18 protein-coding genes and 1 tRNA gene are annotated in these 20447 nt (G+C 64.5%); 9 read left to right on the forward strand and 10 right to left on the reverse strand.

The window, feature by feature from the left end; all coding sequences use genetic code 11:
• Positions 1-79: 79 nt before the first annotated feature.
• Both parE and AC1DQK_RS15135 read left to right on the forward strand, forming a co-directional pair.
• The gene (parE, locus tag AC1DQK_RS15130) at positions 80-2068 is read left to right on the forward strand and encodes a DNA topoisomerase IV subunit B (protein ID WP_477871951.1); all 1989 of its coding nucleotides are present in this window, start codon (positions 80-82) and stop codon (positions 2066-2068) included.
• A 207-nt stretch (positions 2069-2275) separates the two neighbouring features.
• The gene (locus tag AC1DQK_RS15135; RefSeq protein ID WP_477871953.1) at positions 2276-2941 is read left to right on the forward strand and encodes a hypothetical protein; all 666 of its coding nucleotides are present in this window, start codon (positions 2276-2278) and stop codon (positions 2939-2941) included.
• Positions 2942-3000: 59 nt separating this feature from the next.
• On the opposite strand, the gene AC1DQK_RS15140 is transcribed toward AC1DQK_RS15135, so the two are convergent.
• The 3 genes from AC1DQK_RS15140 to AC1DQK_RS15150 all read right to left on the reverse strand — a co-directional run bounded on the left by AC1DQK_RS15140 (position 3001) and on the right by AC1DQK_RS15150 (position 6229).
• Positions 3001-3654, reverse strand: coding sequence for a glutathione S-transferase family protein (locus AC1DQK_RS15140; protein WP_477871955.1), 654 nt, complete (start codon positions 3652-3654; stop codon positions 3001-3003).
• 180 nt (positions 3655-3834) lie between these two features.
• Positions 3835-4950 carry a dihydropteroate synthase gene (gene folP / locus AC1DQK_RS15145; RefSeq protein WP_477871957.1) on the reverse strand — a complete coding sequence of 372 codons (1116 nt, stop codon included), beginning with the start codon at positions 4948-4950 and terminating at the stop codon, positions 3835-3837.
• A 139-nt stretch (positions 4951-5089) separates the two neighbouring features.
• Positions 5090-6229 (reverse strand): DNA methyltransferase, encoded by a 1140-nt coding sequence (locus AC1DQK_RS15150; protein ID WP_477871959.1) that lies wholly within the window; start codon positions 6227-6229, stop codon positions 5090-5092.
• Between the two features lie 248 nt (positions 6230-6477).
• Between AC1DQK_RS15150 and AC1DQK_RS15155 the strand changes: the two genes are divergently transcribed.
• Positions 6478-6810, forward strand: coding sequence for a hypothetical protein (locus AC1DQK_RS15155; RefSeq protein ID WP_477871961.1), 333 nt, complete (start codon positions 6478-6480; stop codon positions 6808-6810).
• Here AC1DQK_RS15155 and AC1DQK_RS15160 read toward each other — a convergent pair.
• The 4 genes from AC1DQK_RS15160 to AC1DQK_RS15175 all read right to left on the reverse strand — a co-directional run bounded on the left by AC1DQK_RS15160 (position 6792) and on the right by AC1DQK_RS15175 (position 10691).
• Positions 6792-7451: a ribonuclease HII gene (locus AC1DQK_RS15160; protein WP_477871963.1), complete on the reverse strand. Its 660-nt coding sequence runs from the start codon at positions 7449-7451 to the stop codon at positions 6792-6794. The two genes, AC1DQK_RS15155 and AC1DQK_RS15160, sit on opposite strands and share 19 nt — an antisense overlap.
• A gap of 47 nt (positions 7452-7498) precedes the next feature.
• The gene (locus tag AC1DQK_RS15165) at positions 7499-8488 is read right to left on the reverse strand and encodes an L-histidine N(alpha)-methyltransferase (RefSeq protein ID WP_477871965.1); all 990 of its coding nucleotides are present in this window, start codon (positions 8486-8488) and stop codon (positions 7499-7501) included.
• Positions 8489-8705: 217 nt separating this feature from the next.
• A tRNA-Ile gene (locus tag AC1DQK_RS15170) sits at positions 8706-8782 on the reverse strand.
• A gap of 70 nt (positions 8783-8852) precedes the next feature.
• The gene (locus tag AC1DQK_RS15175) at positions 8853-10691 is read right to left on the reverse strand and encodes a sensor histidine kinase (RefSeq protein ID WP_477871967.1); all 1839 of its coding nucleotides are present in this window, start codon (positions 10689-10691) and stop codon (positions 8853-8855) included.
• 172 nt (positions 10692-10863) lie between these two features.
• On the opposite strand from AC1DQK_RS15175, the gene AC1DQK_RS15180 reads away from it, so the two are divergent.
• Complete coding sequence (locus AC1DQK_RS15180; RefSeq protein WP_477871969.1) at positions 10864-11340, forward strand: Lrp/AsnC family transcriptional regulator; 477 nt, start codon at positions 10864-10866, stop codon at positions 11338-11340.
• Between the two features lie 44 nt (positions 11341-11384).
• Here the strand turns inward: AC1DQK_RS15180 and AC1DQK_RS15185 are convergent, their stop codons facing one another.
• The gene (locus AC1DQK_RS15185) at positions 11385-12653 is read right to left on the reverse strand and encodes a tetratricopeptide repeat protein (RefSeq protein WP_477871971.1); all 1269 of its coding nucleotides are present in this window, start codon (positions 12651-12653) and stop codon (positions 11385-11387) included.
• Between the two features lie 198 nt (positions 12654-12851).
• Between AC1DQK_RS15185 and yaaA the strand changes: the two genes are divergently transcribed.
• The 3 genes from yaaA (at position 12852) to gyrA (ending at position 16754) form a co-directional block, all read left to right on the forward strand.
• The gene (yaaA, locus tag AC1DQK_RS15190) at positions 12852-13628 is read left to right on the forward strand and encodes a peroxide stress protein YaaA (RefSeq protein WP_477871973.1); all 777 of its coding nucleotides are present in this window, start codon (positions 12852-12854) and stop codon (positions 13626-13628) included.
• A 62-nt stretch (positions 13629-13690) separates the two neighbouring features.
• The gene (locus tag AC1DQK_RS15195) at positions 13691-13858 is read left to right on the forward strand and encodes a hypothetical protein (protein ID WP_477871975.1); all 168 of its coding nucleotides are present in this window, start codon (positions 13691-13693) and stop codon (positions 13856-13858) included.
• Positions 13859-14000: 142 nt separating this feature from the next.
• Positions 14001-16754 (forward strand): DNA gyrase subunit A, encoded by a 2754-nt coding sequence (gene gyrA, locus AC1DQK_RS15200; RefSeq protein WP_477871977.1) that lies wholly within the window; start codon positions 14001-14003, stop codon positions 16752-16754.
• A gap of 35 nt (positions 16755-16789) precedes the next feature.
• Here gyrA and AC1DQK_RS15205 read toward each other — a convergent pair whose 3' ends face one another.
• Positions 16790-17524, reverse strand: a complete 735-nt coding sequence (locus tag AC1DQK_RS15205) for a hypothetical protein (RefSeq protein WP_477871979.1) — start codon at positions 17522-17524, stop codon at positions 16790-16792.
• A gap of 69 nt (positions 17525-17593) precedes the next feature.
• Positions 17594-17878: a hypothetical protein gene (locus AC1DQK_RS15210; RefSeq protein ID WP_477871981.1), complete on the reverse strand. Its 285-nt coding sequence runs from the start codon at positions 17876-17878 to the stop codon at positions 17594-17596.
• Between the two features lie 20 nt (positions 17879-17898).
• Between AC1DQK_RS15210 and AC1DQK_RS15215 the strand changes: the two genes are divergently transcribed.
• Together AC1DQK_RS15215 and AC1DQK_RS15220 are read left to right on the forward strand one after the other, a co-directional pair.
• Positions 17899-19029 carry a hypothetical protein gene (locus AC1DQK_RS15215; RefSeq protein WP_477871983.1) on the forward strand — a complete coding sequence of 377 codons (1131 nt, stop codon included), beginning with the start codon at positions 17899-17901 and terminating at the stop codon, positions 19027-19029.
• A complete protein-coding gene (locus AC1DQK_RS15220; RefSeq protein ID WP_477871985.1) occupies positions 19022-20416 on the forward strand; it encodes a cytochrome P450 in 1395 nt (464 codons plus the stop codon). The genes AC1DQK_RS15215 and AC1DQK_RS15220 overlap by 8 nt, the downstream gene beginning before the upstream one ends.
• Positions 20417-20447 lie beyond the last annotated feature (31 nt).

Raw genomic sequence — 20447 nt, forward strand, 5'->3', positions numbered from 1 at the left:
TAGCCCTTTCCTGCAAAGGAGGGGGCTGCGAAGAAGCCGCCTTCCCTTTCCGGGCACCCGGGCCCTATAGTCGCCGCTAATGTCCGACGACGATCTCTTCGCCTCCGCTCCGTCCACCAGCTCCGGCACCTATGACGCCTCGACGATCGAGGTGCTCGAGGGGCTCGAGCCCGTGCGCCGGCGGCCCGGCATGTATATCGGCGGCACCGACGAGCGCGCGCTGCACCATCTCGCCGCCGAAGTGCTCGACAATGCCATGGATGAGGCGGTTGCCGGCCATGCCAATCGAATCGAGGTATCGCTGCAGCCCGGCAACCGGCTGACGATCGTCGACAATGGCCGCGGCATCCCGGTCGATCCGCATCCGAAATTTCCGGGCAAGTCGGCGCTCGAAGTCATCCTCACCACACTCCATTCGGGCGGCAAGTTCGACGGCAAGGCCTATGCCACCTCGGGCGGCCTGCACGGCGTCGGCGTATCGGTTGTCAACGCGCTGTCGACCGAGACCGTCATCGAGGTCGCGCGCAACAAGGAGCTGTTCCGCCAACGCTTTTCGCAGGGCCACGCGGTGACCCCGCTCGAAAAGCTCGGCGCCGCGCCCAACCGGCGCGGCACCAGCGTCTCCTTCGCGCCCGATCCCGAAATTTTCGGGAGTTCCGCACTCTTCAAGCCCGGCCGGCTGATGCGGCTAGCCCGTTCCAAGGCCTATCTCTATGCCGGCGTCGAGATACGCTGGCGCTGCGACCCGTCGCTGATCGGCGACGACACGCCGACCGAGGCGACCTTCCAGTTCCCCGGCGGCCTGTCCGACCATCTGCGCGAGCAGATCGGCGACCGCGAGTGCGCGACCAGCCAGTTCTTCACCGGCAAGCAGACATTCCCCGGCGAGAATAACGGGCTGGTCGAGTGGGCCGTCGCCTGGCCTTTATGGTCGGAAGGCTCCTACAGCTATTATTGCAACACCATCCCGACCCCGGATGGCGGCACCCATGAGGCCGGTCTGCGCGCCGCGCTGGTCAAGGGCGTGCGCGCCTTCGCCGACCTGGTCGGCAACAAGCGCGCTAAGGATCTCAGCGCCGACGATGTCGTCACCGGCTCCGAACAGATGCTGTCGGTGTTCATCCGCGATCCGCAATTCCAGAGCCAGACCAAGGATCGGCTGACCTCCCCCGACGCCGCGCGGCTCGTCGAGAATGCGGTGCGCGATCATTTCGACCATTTCCTCGCCGACAATATGGAACGCGGCAAGGCGCTGCTGTCCTTCGTCCTCGATCGTATGGACGATCGGCTGCGCCGCAAGGCCGAGCGCGACATCAAGCGCAAGACCGCGACCAGCGGCCGCAAGCTGCGCCTTCCGGGCAAACTAACCGACTGCGCCAACGACGCGCCCGACGGCACCGAGATCTTCATCGTCGAAGGCGACAGTGCGGGCGGCTCCGCCAAGCAGGCGCGTGATCGCAAGACCCAGGCGATCCTGCCGATCCGCGGCAAGATCCTCAACGTCGCCTCGGCCAACAGTGCGAAGATCGGCGCCAACCAGGAGATCGCCGACCTGATCCAGGCGCTCGGTTGCGGTACGCGCGAGCGCTGCAACGTCGACCTGCTGCGCTACGAGCGGGTCGTGATCATGACCGATGCCGACGTCGATGGCGCGCATATCGCGACGCTGCTGATGACCTTCTTCTTCCAGGAAATGCCCGACCTGGTCCGCGAGGGGCACCTCTACCTCGCCCAGCCGCCGCTGTACCGGCTGACGGTCGGTGCCAAGAGCCTCTATGCGATGGACGACGCGCACCGCGCCAAGATCGAGGCGAAGGAGTTCAAGGGCAAGAAGGTGGATGTCGCGCGCTTCAAGGGGCTCGGCGAGATGAACCCAATGCAGCTGCGCGAGACGACGATGGACCCGAAGACCCGCACGATGCTGCGTGTCACGCTCCCCAAGGAGTTCGAGGAACGGGCGAGCGTCCGCGACCTGGTCGATCGCCTGATGGGCAAGAATCCCGAGCACCGCTTCGCCTTCATCCAGGCGAACGCAGCGGCCGTGGACGACGAGGTGATCGACGCTTGAGGCCTGTGCTTGGAATCGTCTCTTGAATGCGGATCAGTAACGATATGAAGATTGGCGGGATTTTCTCCGGCTTGACGATTTGGTAACGAATAGCTCTCTAATGGGGACGACGTGATCGACTGGTTGATCAATCAACCTTCGTCGTGCGCTAGTAATTTGCTTGGACGCGTACAATATCCCGAAAACGGGAAGTGCGGAGAGGTGAAGATGAGCCTAGCGGCCCTCTTGATATTGCTGAGCGGCGTGATGATCCTGCTCGCCTTGGCTTGCCAACTTCTGATGCATCAGGAGTTGCACGGCCACTGGTTTCTATCTTCGCGCGCGGAAGCGGTGGCGGCCTTCACACTGCTGAGCGGATTGCTGCTGGGCGCCGGCCTGCTGGCCAGTTCGAAACTTGCCGCGGCCGCGCCGACGGCGCGGAATGATCCCCGTCCGCAGCGAGATCCGACGCCCCTGCCATGGTTCGCATCGTCAAGCGACCGCGATCGCGCAGACGCCGGGCCGCAATCGGCAGCCGAGCAGGCGTATCAAGCCGAAAATGCCCGGCCGGTCCCAGCCTTCGACGACGTCATGGGTGCGACCAGCCGGTGCCGCGCGACGACCGCGATGGTGATCGATCTGCTACGCCAGGGAGATGACAGGGCAGCCGACGCCGCCGCGACGGCCAGCCGGAATTGCAACGATGACAGTCGGGCGCTGGCCCAGCTTCCCTTGTCCCATTTGCCGAGGGAGCTGTGCGGCAAGATCGTCTCGGCAAACCAGGCGCTCAACAAGGACGCAGTGTCGCTAGTCATCGACGGCTCGCAGTTGAGCAGCCACCTCAACGATATCAGCACGGCGCAATCGACCTGCGGAATGGCGCTTCGGTCCTGAAATTTCGGTCTGCGACGATGCGATGCCCGGAGAGCGATGGATCAGATCATGACACAGCGTCAGCCCGTCGGGGCCATGCCGGTGAAAACCGCCAGCTGCGCTGCGAAGGCACGCTTATATGCGGGCCGCGCTTCGCCGCGGGCGACATAGGCGGCGAGGTTGGGATGTTCGTCCAAAAGGCCCGAGGACTTCAACCTGAGCAGCACCGACACCATCATGAGGTCGCCGACGCTGAAGTCGCCGTCGAGCCAGTCGGCATTGCCGAGCCGATCGGAAAGCTCGCCCAACCGGACTCGGATGCGGTCCTCGACTTCCGGCAGGCGCTGCTTGAACCAGCTCTTGTCGCGCTCCAGCAGCATGGCGATCTGGAGATCGAGAATCGGCGGCTCGACCGTATTGAGCGCGGCAAACATCCACGCGATCGCGCGCGCGCGGCCATTCGCATCGTCCGGCAGCAGGCCCGCATGATGCTCCGCGATGTGGAATATGATGGCGCCCGATTCGAACAGGGCGAGTTCGCCTTCTTCATAGGTCGGGATCTGGCCGAAGGGATGGAGCGCCCGATGCGTCGGTTCCTTCATCTCCGCAAAGGAAAGCAGGCGAACCTCGTAGGCCTGGCCCACTTCCTCCAGCGCCCAGCGGACACGCATGTCGCGTGCCAGTCCCCTGCCGCGATCGGGAGACCGTTCGAAGGCGGTGATGGTGATGGTCATCCTGGACTCCTAACGAGACAGCGGTCGGCTGGTTTCTTCGTTCGCCCCAAAGCCAGCCCCACTACCGTGCGACCCCGTGGTTACGATGCCCCGGGGGGACCATCGCCCCTCTCTGCCGTCACCCAGGCTGCTGGCAGGTCAGGTCCATCGGATAGCGCGGCATTTTGCTCCGTAACCGTCTTAACCGGCCCTTGGCGTCAGCGCCTCGTCGCGCAGCCCCCGCCAGATCCTAATGGCCTGCAGCGTCTCCGGTACGTCGTGGACCCGCAATATCTGGGCGCCCATCTGCGCGCCGTGGAGCGCCAGTGCGACCGAGCCGCCCAGCCGCTGGTCGACCGGCGCTTCGTTGGACAGCGCGCCGATAATCCTCTTGCGGCTGGCGCCGAGCAGGATCGGGCAGCCGAGGCCGTGAAATAGCGCAAGGCCGTTCAGCAGCTGGAGATTGTGGCGCAGCGTCTTGCCGAAGCCGATACCGGGATCGATGATGATCCGGCGGCGCGCGATGCCCGCCAACTCGGCGGAGGCGATGCGTTCGGCGAGCCAGTCATAGACCTCGATCAGCGCGTCGTCATAATGCGGGTGCTGCTGCATCGTCGATGGGTCGCCCTGATGGTGCATCAGCACCACCGGGCAATCGCGCGTGGCGAGCAGCGGCGCGGCCTGTGGATCATGGCCCAGAGCGGAAACGTCGTTGACGATCGCGGCCCCCGCGCCGAGCGCAGCCGCCATCACCGCCGCCTTGCGGGTGTCGATGGAGACGATCGCACCGGCCTGCGCCAGGCGGCGGACGACCGGCTCCGCGCGTGCGAGCTCGTCGCCTTCCCAGACCGGCTTCGCCCCGGGCCGGGTCGACTCCGCGCCGACATCGACGATTGCCGCACCGGCCTCCACCATGGCAAGCGCCGAGATCGCGGCAGCTTCGGGATCGTCGACATGGGCGCCGCCATCGGAGAAACTGTCAGGCGTCATGTTGAGGATCAGCATGACCTGCGGCTGATCGAAGCGCAGCGTGCGCGTGCCGAGCTGGACGGCCGGCCGCGGCGCCGTGATGCGGGCGATGGTCTGGCGCGCGCTCCAAGCCTGCTCGTCGCCAAGCCCGGCGATGAATCGTTCGACATCGCACACCGGCACAAGCTGCGAGCCGACCCGCTCGCGCCCCTCGACGGCGATCACTTCATAGGCCGAGAACCAGACAAGCCCGCCGGCGAGACGCGCGACTTCGCCGTCATGGCCGAAAGGGCTGGCGACGAAGGCAGCCGGCAGGAAGTATAATTGAGCGTAGCGGGGAATTGTCATCGGGTGCTTCCAGTCCCCAGCGCCCACCTGAAAGGCAGCCATCCCGAACTTGTTTCAGGATCCACCCTTCAGCTCGGGAGTGCTGTCCTGCGACAGAGCGGATGCTGAAACAAGTTCAGCATGACGTCGGACTATGTTTCTACCCGCCCATGCTCGCCAGGTGACGCTGCCGCACCGCATCGATCGGCTCAAGCCCCGTCGCGGTCTCGATATGCCAGAAGCTCCAGCCATTGCACGACGGCGCCCCCTGCAACTGCGCGCCCAGGCCGTGGATCGATCCGATTGCGCCGCAGCTGCTGGCAAGCACGCCATCGGCGCGCACCATCGCGCTCCAGCGGCGCCTGGTGTCCGTCAACATCGAACCCGGCGCGATCATCCCACTTTCCACCAGCAGGCCGAAGGCTATCCGCGGAACCGCCTTCTTTTCGGGAATGGACATCATCGCGCTCTCGTCGAGCGGCAGGGTCGCCGCGATCCTCTCGGACGCGACCTTGATATATTTATCCTCCCGCTCGATGCCGATCCAGCGGCGGCGAAGCCGTCGGGCGACCGCGCCGGTGGTCCCGGTGCCGAAGAAGGGATCGAGCACGAGGTCGCCGGGCTCGGTGCAGGCAAGCATGACGCGGTAGAGCAGCGATTCCGGTTTCTGCGTCGGATGCGCCTTGTGGCCGTCGTCGTCCTTCAGGCGCTCGCCGCCCGAGCAGATCGGCAAGGTCCAGTCCGAACGCATCTGGATGTCGTCGTTGAGCGCCTTCATCGTGCGGTAGTTGAAGGTATATTTCGCCTTCTCAGCCTTCGAGCACCAGATCAGCGTCTCATGCGCGTTGGTGAAGCGCGTGCCCTTGAAATTGGGCATCGGGTTCGCCTTGCGCCAGACGATGTCGTTGAGAATCCAGAAGCCTTCGTCCTGCAGCGCCGTGCCGACCCGGAAGATGTTGTGATAGCTGCCGATCACCCAGATCGTGCCGTCTTCCTTCAGGATGCGCCGCGCCTCGCGAAGCCAGTCGCGGGTGAAGCGGTCATAGACCGCGAGGCTGTCGAACTTGTCCCAATCATCGTCGACGGCATCGACTTGGCTGCCATCGGGGCGATGGAGATCGCCGCCTAGCTGGAGATTATAGGGCGGATCGGCGAAGATCATGTCGACGCAGCGATCGGGCAGCGCCGCCATGGCAGCGATGCAATCCCCCTGGATGATCTCGTTGAGCGGAAGCCGGACTTCGACCTTTGCCTCCCGACGCGCACGCCGCGCAGTCGGAATCTTCTCGAGAACACCCATAAACGACCAACCCCCTTCGGACCTGGCGAAAGGGTGAGTCATCACGACTCTCCGGTCAAGAACAATAGTTTGGCAGGCGAAGCTGGCATCACCGACGAGCCAGGCGAACGAAAGGAGTCCGATACTTCATATGGAGTCTCAACATGTCGCGCAGACTCAATACCTAGTGGTGTGGCACAGGAGACTCACCAACATGGGTTTCTCTCCACAGGCCGGGAACGGTGCCCGACAGCATTCGTTTGATGGCCATGAGCACGCTGCTGAACCATGTGCCTCCGATGGCACTGTGCGCGGTCGTCGCGCTGTGCGGCGGCCTGATCGGCGGCGCGAGCGCCGTCCACGGTCTACGGACCAATAGCTACGGACCGCTCGATCCGCCGGCCCTGATCACCCATGGCGACGAACCTGGCTATGCCCCAGCCAGTTCCGATCAGGAGACCTCGGTGCGCTGCGACGACTGCTCCGAGCGGGATCTCGGCTATCGCTGGGCGGTGTTGCAGGCCGTCCGCTCGTCGGCCGAATGCCCGAACGACAGCTGGAGCTTCAGACGGGGCTGCCTGGACTATACCGGCGGCGTCTGAGCATGGGCCGTTTCCTGATCCGGCCGGACGGAAACAGGCCTGGGAAACAGCGAATATTGCGCGATCGGCGCGAAGCTGCGGCGGTGGAGCGGCGACGGGCCCAGGCGCGACAGCGCGTCGAGATGCGACGGCGTACCATAGCCCTTGTTCTGCGCCCAACCATAGCCAGGATGATGCGCGTCATAGTCCGCCATCATCCGGTCGCGCTCCTCCTTGGCGATGATCGAAGCCGCAGCGATCGAGAGGCAGAGCGCGTCGCCGCCGATCACCCATTGCGACGGCCGATCCCAGCGCGGACAGCGATTGCCGTCCACCAATACCATCGCCGGTTCCAGCCCAAGTGCCGCGACCGCCCGCTCCATCGCCAGCATGGTCGCCCACAATATGTTGATCTCGTCGATCTCCTCGACCGTCGCGATACCGACACCGACATGCGCGACACCGCGAATCTTGCGGCAGAGATCGGCCCGCGCACCGGCGCTGAGCTTCTTGGAATCGTCGATGCCGCTGGGCACCTTGCGCCGGTCGAGGATCACTGCCGCGGCGACCACCGGCCCCGCCAGCGGGCCGCGTCCGGCCTCATCGACCCCTGCGAGGGGAAGAGGATGCGCTTTTTCGAGTTTGAAACTGGGTCCCGCCATCACCGTTCCATCATTCAAAACGCGCTGAGCATCAAGGGATCGGCGCCTCAGCCCACCGCAAGCAGGTGGACGCTGAACAGCGCCTTCGCGTCGAGCCAGACATCCACCGGCCGGAGCCCCGCGCCGCGGGCGAGAGCCTGGAAATCCTCGACCGAATATTTCCAGCTCTGCGCGACTTCGAGCCTCTCGCCCTCTGCGAAGTGGACGAGGCGGCTGCCGATGCTGACATCCTGCGCCGCGACGCTCTTCAAAGCCGCGCGCACACGGCCCTTGGCCGCATCGAAGTCGACCCGGTGCTCGAACAGCCGAATGTCGAAATCGGCGGGTAACTCGCGGTTGGCCCGCCTCAGCAAGTCGAACAGCCATTCCGCATTGAAGCCATGCGGATCGTCATAGGCCGATTCGAGAATCAGCACGCTTTTACGCAGATCCACCCCGATCAGCATCAGTGCCCCCGGACGCAATTCGCGCGCCCAGAGCGACAGCAGCGCCAAGGCGTCGGCCGGCGCGCAGTCGCCGATCACGCCGCCGGGCAGATAGGCGAGGCGGCGCCCTCCGCCGGCATTCGAGGGCATATCGAACGCCTCGCGCATATTGGCGCGCACAGCCTCGACCCAAAGCTTTGGATATCGCGCCTGGACGCGGCGGGCGTCCTCGAGCAGGGCGGCGTGCTCGTGATCGACCGCGACATAGCCCCACGGACGGTCAAGCATGGCGAGCAGCAGCGCCGCCTGCGCACCGAAGCCGCGGCCGAGGTCGATCAGTTGCGCGCACGGCCCCGTCGCCGCCGCGATCGCCCCCGAATAGCCGCGCAGGATCTCCAGTTCGGCACGAGCCAGATAATATTCAGGAAGAGCGGTGATCCGCAAGAAGGCCGGAGAGCGCCGATCGAGCAGCATGTAGTCAGCGACGCTTTTCTCTTCGCGCAGCACACCGGCGAGGAAAAGCGCTCTAAAGTCGCCAGGTGGCGGCCCATGATCGTGGAAAGCAGCGATCTCGGAGCGCCGCCCCGGGTCGGCCGCAGGATGATCGGTCAAGCAACGTCTCCGCACCTGACGAGCGCGCCGCGATCGCCATTTTCCAGCCCCCGATCGGATGCGTAACAGATGGCTCCGACGCTAAACAGATCGTTATGCTGCGTAAGCCGCCGAACGTACCGCTTTGGGTCATAGTGGCAGCGTGGCGCTGGCGGTTGGGCCGCTGGTCGGCATTCGGCGATTTTCCGTTCGCGGAGCGCCGAACTGGCAGAAGCGCTGGTGGGCCCGGCAGGACTTGAACCCGCAACCTAGCCGTTATGAGCGGCCAGCTCTAACCAGTTGAGCTACAGGCCCCTACCAGCGCGGCGTCGCGATAGCCGAGGCTTTCGCGCGCGGCAAGCGGCTCGCGCGACCTTGCCGGTGCTCAAACCGCTCCCTGCTCCGCCCGCCCGTCATCATGGCGCAGCGGCAGGCTCAGGTGGAAACGGGTGGTGTCGATCTCGAGCATGCCGCCGCTGGCGATGGCGAGGTTACGGACCAGGCGTAGGGCGAAGCCGAGACCGAGCACCGGAGCGTCAGGCCAGTTGCCGCCGGGATTATAGCCCGGGTCGAGCAGCATCTTCTCGTCACGGCCATCGAGCGCCCGCGGGCGCATGATCGTTAGCAGCAAATGGGTCGCGCGGCGCGGATCACGTTGCAGGTCGACGCTGATATGCTCGCCCTCCCCCGCCATCGCAATGGTTGCGGCCAGCAGGCGCGACAACATGCGCTCGACCGTCGGCGCATCGACCGCGACCGGCGGCAGCGTCGAATCTATGCGGAAAGCGAGGCCGCTCGCGCGCTCCCTGGCGACGGTTTCGAAATTGGCGTGGAGCCGGGTCAGGATGGAGGCCGCATCGACTGCCGACGGCCCGCCGGCCGCGTCGGCGCGCGCCGATGCGACGAGATCGAGATCCTCCACCGCACTGAGCAGCTTCTTGCTCTGTTCGAGGATGTCCTGGGCACGGCTGCGATAGGGTGCTGCTGCGGGGCCGCGCATCTGGCCTTCGATCATCTCCGAAAAGCCGATGATCGCGTTGAGCGGCGTGCGCAGTTCGTGAGCGAGCTGGCGGAGCGAATCGTTGCGGTTCGGGTCTGGTACCGCCGGATCGCCGCCCATGGCGGTGGCGCTCTCATCCGCCCGCGGCCGTCGCGCGGTGCCGCGATAGCCGCTGAAACGCCCATCCTTCTGATCGAAGAACGGTACTGCCGAAATGCGCCACTCGCCCGAGGCCGGCCCATGGCCCGCGATCGTGAGCCGCGCATCCCGGAACGGCGTACGGCTGCGGTAGGCGCCTGCCGCGTGGCCATCCACGCCATGATCGGTCTGATGCGCGGCAACCGCTATGGTTTCCCCTATCAGCGGCCCGCGCGGTGCGCCCTGAACCCAGGAGATCACCCCATCGACACCGGTCTCGAAGCGGAAGCCCGAGACCGACGCAACCGGTTCCGCGGGGTCGCCAGTTTGTGCCGGTTCGGTCGCGACACCCTCAGAGGGGCTCGTCTGCGGATGACGCGTCCGGAATGTCTCGATACGGGACAGAAGTTCGCGGATCTGGCTCTCGCTGTTGGACATCGGCATCGCTGCGGGAATCGGCGACACCGCCACTTGAGCGGATGCCGGCTTCGGGTCGCCACGATCCGGATCGGCAGGGATAGCATCCGGTTCGAAAGCGAGCGGACGCGCATCGCTGTTCCGCGACTCTGCCACCAGCGCCTCAATCGGCGCGGCAAGCGGCGCGAGGCTGGTCTGCGGCGTCTGCACCGGCCCCGGGATCAGGAAGTCGCTGCTCCCGAAGCGTTCGAGCGCCTTTTCCACGTCGGCGCCAAGATCGCGCCGATTGCGGAGCAGGTTGCGCGCGCTGGGGTTGAGGCGCGGCAGAAGGTCCAGCCATTGCTGGGTCGCCAGGATGACATGGCCGAGCATCGGCGCGGCGATATGCGGCAGATCTTCTGCGAACAGCAGGACGAGATCGGGCGGCACGCGGCGACCGGCCAGGCCCCGACCGGCGGCCAGCCGAAGCTCCACTGGCATCTCCGCCCGGACCGAGCGCAGGAAATTATAGGCGTCCGTTGCACGCGGCGCATCGACAAGCGGATCGTCGGCGTGATGACCGCGTCCCTGCGCGAGCACATCGACGACCTGACGCCACAGGACCGCCCGCGCCTCGGGCGTCGGCGCGGGCTGGGCGAGCAACGTGGCCAACATGTCATCGAAACGCAAAGCCCGTCTCCACTCGGCCACGGACATGATCCGGGCCATAACCGACGGCGCCAGTGTAAATCGCATTGCGCCGCCCGAAAAGGGGCGTTCGGCCAATAGGCACATGCTATTTTAATTGCACTCCGTCGAAACTTTATTCTAAGAATAGCACCTCATTTTGAAAGGTTGCTCCGTGGCTGCCCCCTCCCTTGATCAAGTCGATCGGACGATTCTGCATGAATTGCAGGAGGCCGGCCGCATGACCAATGTCGATCTCGCTCGCAAGGCAGGGCTGACCGCTCCGCCGTGCCTCCGCCGCGTCCGGGCGCTCGAAGAGGCCGGCGTCATCGAAAGCTATCATGCCCGACTGAACGCAGCGTCGCTAGGTTATGGCATAATGGTGTTCGCGCTGGTCTCGCTGCGCAGCCAGGCGGAAGAAGACCTGCGGCATTTCGAGGCTCATGTCGCCGCGCTCGCCGAAGTCCGGGAATGCCACATGCTGAATGGCGAGATCGACTTCATCCTGAAGATCGTCGCGCACGACCTGCAGGCCTTTCAGCAATTCCTGACATCGCAGCTGACGACGGCGCCCAACGTCGCCAGCGTCAAGACCTCGCTGACGATCCGCACCTCGAAGGACATTCCCGGAATCCCGGTGGACGGTCTGTAAATTGCGAGCCGCCCTCGGATGGCCAGCATCCGAGGGCGGGTACTTCATGCTGCGGGGTGCTCCGCCCAGGTCTTCCCATAGGCTGCGAGCGGCGCATAGGGCCCCGACTGGACTGCCCCGAATGCCGCTGCCGCGCCAGCCTTGTCTCCCGACTGGGCGAGCGCAAGACCAAGGCGGAAATTGGCTTGGGAGACATCGGCGCCGGGCTTGGTCAGGGCGAGCCGGTACATTTCCGCAGCCTTGGCGAAATCCTTGTAACCATATTCCAGGTCACCGGTCGTCATTACCGATTTGAACGTGGCCTTCGGTCCGCTCGCGGCGGACACCGCGGCTGGGATCGATGCCTTGTCGGGGGCGAGCTTCGGCTTCGACAAAGCGAGTATTTCGCGGGTATTCTGGCTGGTGGCCGGGTTCAGCTTGCCGGCGGACACGCCCTCGTTCAGCACGTCCACAGCCTCATTCGGGAACTTCAGGTACACCGCCAGGGCATAGTCGACATAGTTGGCTTGCGCCGACAGTGGCAAGACGCCCGCGGCGCGCGCCAGGCGCAGCAGATCCAGATCGGGTTCACCCGACAGCGCCGCGATCTGGCGATAGATGAACAGCGAGTCGTGCCAGTTCTGTTTGACCGGATATGCCGCCAGCCAAGCAGCGGTGATCTTGACGAATTCGGCCGGCATCTTCGCGCGCGAAGCCATATCCGCGCCGCGGCCGTACCATTCGGACGGCACCGGCTTACCGGCGGCGGCGTTCGCATCCATGACCTTCTGCAGCGTGGCGATCGCCTGGGCCGGCTTGCCGTTGCGGGATTGGCTGTCCGCAAGGATTGCATAGGCATCCTGCTCGGTGGACCCGGCAGCGAGCGCCCTGGTCAACGCGGCCTCCGCCTTCGCGTAATTCTTCCCCTGATAGGCGAACTGCCCCTGATACCAATAGAATTTGGCACGCTGCGGATCATCGAGCCGGTTGGCTGCTTCACCGGTGGCGATCATCTCGTCGAGGGCGGTCGCGAGCTTCGCCTGATCACCACTGGCCTGTGCCACGTTGAGCGCATATTGCGCGACGACATATTTTTCATCCGGCGTGGTGGCAACCGAACGAGCGCTCACCACGGCGGTCTCGGCAGCTGGGATATTCTTGGCCTTGAGCGCGGCGTCCGCTTCCCCGAGCGGCTTGCGGACGGCGTCACCGAGCTTGAGCGCCGGCGCAGCCGCTTCATCCTTCTTCTTTGCGAACGCGGGCGTACCCGGCGCAACTGCGGCSATCGCCATGCCAAGTGCGGCGATCAGCGCATAACGGGACGGTGAATTCATGCTTCAGGCCTCCTAAAAGGCGACCGATAAGGGGCCGGCCGCCCATAAAACACGCCGGTTGACTAATGGGTCCGTCGCCTGCGCACAAGCACAGGCGGAACGATCCGGCTTCACCCGTCGCGCTCTAGGCACCGTTGGCTGAATGAGGATTGAACCGGCGCGGTTGATTGGTCCGTTCGGGGGGACTAGGTCAGCGTGATGATCCTTCTTCTATCCCCAGCCAAGTCGCTCGATTATACGAGCCCACTACCCGATCTGACGCCGACGACGCCGCGTTTCGCCGGCGAGGCGCTGGCTACTGCGCAGGCCGCCGCGAAGCTCGGTCCGAAGAAGCTGTCCAAGCTGATGAGCATATCGGACAAACTCGCGAGGCTGAACGCCGACCGCTACGCCGATTTCGCCGCACAGGATGAGAGGCCCGCGCTCTATGCCTTCTCCGGAGATGTCTATGTCGGTTTCGAGGCCAAGAGCCTGGACCAGCCCGCGATCGATTTCGCACAGGATCATGTGCGGATCCTGTCCGGGCTCTATGGGCTGCTGCGGCCGCTCGACCTGATCCGGCCCTACCGCCTTGAAATGGGCACCCGATGGGCGCCGGGACGCAAGAAGACGCTCTACCAGCTGTGGGGCAACAAGATCTCGGGCGCACTCGCAGCCGATCTCCTGGCCGAGCGCTCCGATGTGATCGTCAATTGCGCGAGCAAGGAATATTGGCACGCCGTCGAGCAGGCGCCTCCCAAAGGGGTGCGGATCATCACGATCGATTTCCGCGAGGACGGACCGGGCGGCCTGTCGTTCAACAGCTTCGCCGCCAAGAGGGCGCGCGGCATGATCGCGCGCTGGATGTGCGAGCACAGGATCACCGACCCGGAGGGCCTGAAGGGTTTCGACAGCGATGGCTATTCGTTCGCCGCCGACGGTTCCGATGACAATATCTGGCGCTTCGTGCGCGATCGTGCCCGCCTGGCGGCGTAACGCTGTCAGGAACTTGGCCGGCTCCCGCCCGTTGACCGGGTCAATTTCATGGGAGCTGATCAATGAGCGGCGATCGACATCATGACGATGGCAGCCCAGCCCATCTGAGCACCGAGGAAGCGCGCTCCGGTGCGACGCCGCACATGACGCGCCATATCCTGGGATGGGGACTGGCGCTGGTCATCGTCGGTTTTCTCGCCGTTCTGCTCTACTATATGCTCAGAACCTGAGCCGCCATTCTGCCCGGCTCAAGCTGGCCCGCAACTGACAGCGCCATCGGCTCTAGCCTTCCCGACCGTCCTTCGTTAGGAGCTTTCTGCTTGCCCCGTTTCGCGGGCGCAGAATAGCTCTAACGATACGGACGAACATACTTTGGCCAGCGTACCGCCGCCCATCGAAAACAGCGATATTTCTCCGATCTCGATCGTAGACGAGATGAAGTCGAGCTATCTCGACTATGCGATGTCGGTCATCGTCGCCCGGGCGCTGCCCGACGTGCGCGACGGCCTGAAGCCGGTTCATCGCCGCATTTTGTTCGCCTGCCAGGAAGGCGGGTTCGTCCCTGGTCGCCCTTACCGCAAGTCCGCAAAGATCGTCGGCGACGTGATGGGCAATTACCACCCGCATGGCGACAGCTCGATCTACATGGCGCTTGCCCGCATGGCGCAGGATTGGGCGATGCGCGTCATGCTGATCGACGGACAGGGCAATTTCGGATCGATGGATCCGGATATGCCCGCATCGATGCGTTATACCGAGGCGCGGCTCAGCAAGCCGGCGATGGCCCTGCTCGAGGATATCGAGAAGGACACAGTCGACTTCGGCCCTAACTATGACGGCTCGCTGAAAGAGCCGCTGGTCCTGCCGGCCCGCTTCCCCAACCTGCTGGTCAACGGCGCCGGCGGCATCGCCGTCGGCATGGCGACCAATATTCCTCCGCACAACCTGGGAGAGGTGATCGCGGCCTGCAAGGCGTACATCGCCAATGGCGGGATAAGCATCGAGGAACTGCACGAGATCGTGCCGGGCCCCGACTTCCCGACCGGGGGCCTGATCCTCGGCAAGGGTGGCGCGCGCAATGCCTACCACACCGGCAAGGGCTCGATCATCATGCGTTCGCGCCATGTGGTCGAGGAAGGCCGTGGCGACAAACGCTCCATCGTTCTCACCGAAATCCCCTACCAGGTCGGCAAGAACGGCCTGGTCGAAGGCATCGCGGAAGCGGCCAAGGACAAGCGGATCGAGGGCATCAGCGACATCCGCGACGAATCCAGCCGGCTGGGCGTGCGGATCGTCATCGAGTTGAAGCGCGACGCCACGCCGGAAGTCGTGCTCAACCAGCTATGGCGCCACACCCAGGCGCAGACCAGCTTCCCGGCGAACATGCTCGCAATCCGCGGCGGCCGCCCCGAAGTGCTCACGCTGCGCGACATCATCGAAGCCTTCGTGAAGTTCCGCGAGGAGGTGATCACCCGCCGCTCGAAGTTCGAATTGGCCAAGGCGCGCGATCGCGCCCACATCCTGCTCGGGCTGGTCATCGCCGTCACCAATCTCGACGAGGTCGTCCGCATCATCCGCGGTTCGGCGAGCCCGGCCGAAGCGCGTGCCGCGCTGATTTCGCGCGAATGGCCGCGCGGGGAGATCGAACCCTATATCAAGCTGGTCGAGGCGGTAGAATCGATCGGCACGTCGCCGACCTACCAGCTCAGCGAGATCCAGGTTCGCGCGATCCTCGACCTGCGCCTGCACCGCCTGACCGCGCTGGGCCGTGACGAGATCGGCGGAGAGCTGGCGACGCTGGCGTCCTCGATCGCCGAACTTCTGCACATATTGAGCGACCGCGCGCGGCTCTACGAGGTGATGATCGAGGAATTCGACGCGATCCTCACCGAGTTCGCGACACCTCGCAAGACCGAGATCGCGCCTGCCGGCGACACGATCGACGACGAGGACCTGATCGAGCGCGAGGACATGGTCGTCACCGTCACCCATGGTGGCTATATCAAGCGCACGCCGCTCGAGGCGTTCCGGGCGCAGAAGCGCGGCGGCAAGGGTCGTTCCGGCATGGCGACCAAGGACGAGGACGCCGTCACCGAGCTGTTCGTGACAAGCACGCACACGCCTGTCCTGTTCTTCTCCGATCATGGCAAGGTCTACCGCAAGAAGGTCTGGCGCCTGCCCGAGGGCGCGCCACAGGCGCGCGGCCGGCCGATGATCAACCTGCTGCCGCTGGCGCAGGACGAGAAGATCACCACGGTGCTGCCGCTGCCGGAGGACGAGGAAAGCTGGGGCGCGCTGCACGTCGTGTTCGCGACCGCGCATGGCGGCATCCGGCGCAACTCGATGGATGCGTTCGCCAACGTGCCGACCAACGGCAAATTTGCGATGCGCTTCGACGAGGACGCGACCGATCGGCTGATCGGCGTCGCGCTGCTCACCGAGACCGACGACGTGATGATGGCGACGCGCGGCGGCAAGGCGATCCGCTTCGCCGCCACCGATGTCCGCGAGTTCCAGAGCCGCACGTCGACCGGCGTCCGCGGCATATTGCTCAAGGATGGCGACGAGGTGATCTCGCTTTCGATCCTCAGGGGTTTCGAGGCAACCACCGAGGAACGCGACGCCTATCTCCGCGCGGCTCCCTGGAAGGACAATGGCACCGAGCCGACCCTGCCGCCCGAGCGGATGAAGGAGTTCGAGGAAGCCGAGGAGTTCATCCTCACGGTCTGCGCCAACGGCTATGGCAAGCGCAGCTCGGCCTATGAATATCGCCGCACCGGCCGCGGCGGCCAAGGCATCACCAGCATCGACAATCTCGAGCGCAACGGCCCGGTGGTCGCCAGCTTCCCCGCGCATAATGGCGAACAGCTGATCCTTGTCACCGACCAGGCCAAGCTGATCCGCATGTCCGTGGGCGACACCCGCGTGATCGGACGCAATTCAGCTGGTGTCCGCTTGTTCCATGTCGCGGACAACGAGCATGTCGTGGGCGCTGCACGCATCGAGGAAAGCGAAGAGGAAGCCGAGGTCGACCTGAGCGACGGGACCACCGAAACCGCTCCGCTGGATGACGCCGAAGTGGGCGATGACCTGGCCGATGGCGGCGAGGCTTCGGAGGAGAACTGACGTCGGGCGCGGCGCGCTCGACGACCTCGGCTGCTTCAGGCGTTACCGAGCTTGCCCGTTCCCCACATCACCGGCTCTCGATAGACCCGCCGGTAAGCGGCGAAGAAGGCCGAGGCGGTGGTTGCGATCACGACCGGAACCATTGCGGCTTCGCCGATCCGGAACAGCCATGCGAATGGGTCATCGATCAGCCTGAGCCCAAGGCGAAGCCCTATTCCCACCGCCAGCAGCGGCAATATCGCGCCGATCACGAGGGCGAAGGTGGGAATCCAGCCGGCCTGGGCGTGCCCAAGTGACCTGCGCAGCGTCATTCGACGATCATCCGTGAACAGAGCCACATACCAGGGCAGGAACGGGATCGAGATGAACAGCCATAGCAGCAGGGCGCCGGCAGGAATGAACATCCGCCCGGTGCGATAGAGCGGGGCCAGCGCGTCGCCGAGGCTGGTGAGCAGGAATTTGCTCGTCAGCTGGATCGCCATCATGACCGTGGCGCCCCAGGCGACCCGAAGGTTCAGCCGGACCATATGGTGGCGGTCACCACGAAAGCGCCACCAGCGCAGCGCGTAGATCATGACGATGAGCATGATGACGGTGTCGACGATGTTCGTGCCGATCAGGAAGGCCTGCTTGTAGCCGGCGGGCACGCTGCCAAAGACGATCAGCGCCCGCCGCAGCAGTTGCCAGGCAAGCAACAATCCCATCACCACCGGATTGGCGCTCGCAAATCCATATGCACGACGATAGATCGCCCCGATAGCCGAGCCCATTTCAGTATCCCCCACGGCCCGCGTCAGCGGGCTCGCCCCAGGACGTTATCACTGTTCCGCAGCCCGAACTCAATAGCGCGGGAAAATCTTGCGGATCAGCTGTCCCTGCCAGGGACGACCATGATAGTTGAAGAAGAACCAGCCGTAGAAAGTCGTGAAGAACAGCACCACCGGCGCCAGCCAGTCCTGGTTGGCGCGCATATGCCGATAGAGCGCCAGATCCGCGGCGCGGCGGTCGTGCTCGGTGCCGCCGCCATATATGCCATAGGCATTGTCATGGGCACGGCAGCCGGCGTTCCGATTATGCTTGGAGCCGTCCATGAAGATGCAATAGTGACGCTCTTTGTCAGCCATCAGGCGAGTAAGCAGCGGCGATGCCGGCGTTCAAGCGCAAAATCTTCTATCTCAGCGGTTTCGATCCCAGGGGTGCACGCTTCTACCACCAACTCTTCGCGGAGCAGGCGGAGGGGTATAATCGGGTTGCGGACCGGCAGGTCAGCGTCGGCAAGCGCCGCCGCGAGCCGCCGCATTCGACGGCCTGGACGATCCGCGACGAGAGCCAGGACAGCGAGACCGACTACGTCTTCCTCGGCTGGGACGATGTGGTGCGCAGCCACTGGGTGAAGAACCCGCTGGCGCTGCTCAAGCGTTCGGTCGCGGCCTATTGGAACTTCACCCGCCTGCTCGACTGGCCGATCGTGCGGACCTTTCCGTTCGGCGTCAAATTCGCCTTCTACTATCCTGGCGTAACGACGATATTGCTGCCTATCCTGTTCGGCATCCTGCTGTGGTTGCCATTCGGCGCGCTGCTCGGCTGGCGTTGGGGATTGCTCGCGGCCGCGCTGATCGGCCTCGCCGTGGCGATGTTCGTGGTGAAGAAGATCCAGGGCTTCTGGCTGCTGCGGTTCATCATCTTCAACGACACGCTGGCCGGCGAACGCCTCCCCCCCGACGTCGACGCCCGCATGGACGAGTTCTCCGATCAGATCCACGCCAGCCTCGACGAGGACTGGGACGAGATATTGTTCGTCACCCATAGCAACGGATCGATCATGGCGGTGCCGATCATGGCCCGTCTGCTCGCTGCCAGCGGCGGAGCGCTGCCGGATCGCTTCAGCCTGGTAACGCTGGGCTCATGCATCGCGCTCATCGGCAACCGCAAGGACAGCAAGCGCTTCCACGGATTGCTGGATGCCGTCGGCCAGGGCGATTTCCGCTGGCTCGATATCGGATCGATCACCGACGGCGCCTGCATAGCGGGCATCGATCCGTGCATCAGCTGCCCTCGGCCGCGCAAGGCGCGCCTGTTCCAGACCAGCCCGCGCTGGTTCAAATATTGCGATCCGGCCAGCTATCAGGCGCGCCGGCGCAACAAATATGAGACCCATTTCGATTATCTGCGGACATTCGATCGGATCTCCCCGCTGGATTATATCGCGATAGCTTCGGGCGCGCGGCCGATCGAGCAGTCGATCGAGGCATTCAAGGCCGAGAACGATGCCTGATCATCAGGGACATGACGGGCGACAGAAACTGTTCACGCCCCCCTACCCCATACCGCACAAGAGCAAGGCATCGCTGCTCAAGCGTTTCCTGACCGGCTGGAACAGCTGGATCCACACGCTGTTCGACCGCAGCTACACGATGAAGATGGGCGAGATCCGCCTGCCCAAGCTGGACTTCTTCATCGCCAACGATCTGTCGGTGGTCGATCGGGTGATGGACGACAGGGACAGGGTCTTCCCGAAACATCGCTTCCTCAACGATCTGCTCGACCCATTGATCGGCAACAGCGTCTTCTCCGCAAATGGCCAAGACTGGGAAGATCAGCGCGAAATGGTCAACCCGGCCTTCGCGCACACGAACCTCAAGCGCGTCTTCCCGGCGATGCAGGCAGCGGTCGACGATCTGCTGGCGCACATCGCGACGCTCGATCGATCGCGGCCTCTCGAGGTCGATCCGCTGATGACCCACGTCGCCGCGGACATCATCTATCGCACCATCTTCTCGGTGAAGCTCGACCAGTCGAGCGCCGACCATATCTATCATTCCTTCCATCGCTATCAGAAGAATATCCAGCCGGGCGCGATGCTCCGGCTCTACGGCCTTCCGATGCTGGGCTATCGCAGGCGCGCCAAACGGGCCGCGGCAGAAATCCACGGCGTCTTCGGCCCCATCGTGAAGGCGCGCTACGACGCCTGGCACGATGGCGGTCAGGCCGGAGACGACATCCTCCAGTCGCTGCTGGGGGCTCGTCACCCGCGGACTGGCGAATCCTTCACCTATGGAAAGATCATGGAGCAGGTCTCGACGATCTTCCTGGCAGGCCATGAAACCGCTGCCTCTGCGATGACGTGGTCACTCTACCTGCTGTCCGAATGCCCGCATCTGCAAGAGGCGCTGGTCGCGGAGATCGAGCGGGAAACGGGCGGAGACCCGATCGCCTTCGAGCATCTCCGCGGGATGAACGGCATCCGCAATCTCTTCCGTGAAACGCTGCGCCTCTATCCGCCGGTCAGCTTTCTCGTCCGCGAGGTCACCGCCCCGACGACTTTCCGCGACAAGCTGGTCCAGGCGGGGGCGATGATCGTGGTTTCGCCGTGGCTGATCCAACGCAACCGCGACAACTGGAAATGCCCACACGCCTTCGCGCCTGAACGGTTTGAGGATCCGGAGGAAGCAGAAGCGTGCCGCCGCGCCTATCTGCCGTTCGGCAAGGGGCCCCGCATCTGCATCGGCGCGGGCTTCGCGCAGCAGGAGGGGATGCTCATCCTCGCCAGCCTGATCCGCGCGTTCCGGCTGCGCTATCCGGATATCGCCAAGCCCGAACCGGTGAGCAGGCTGACCCTTCGACCGAAGCGGGCGGTGCGGCTGTGGTTCGAGGGTCGCTGACCCAAGCCGTCATGCCCGCGAAGGCTGGCAT

The sequence above is a fragment of the Rhizorhabdus sp. P4_G5 genome (assembly GCF_056401065.1).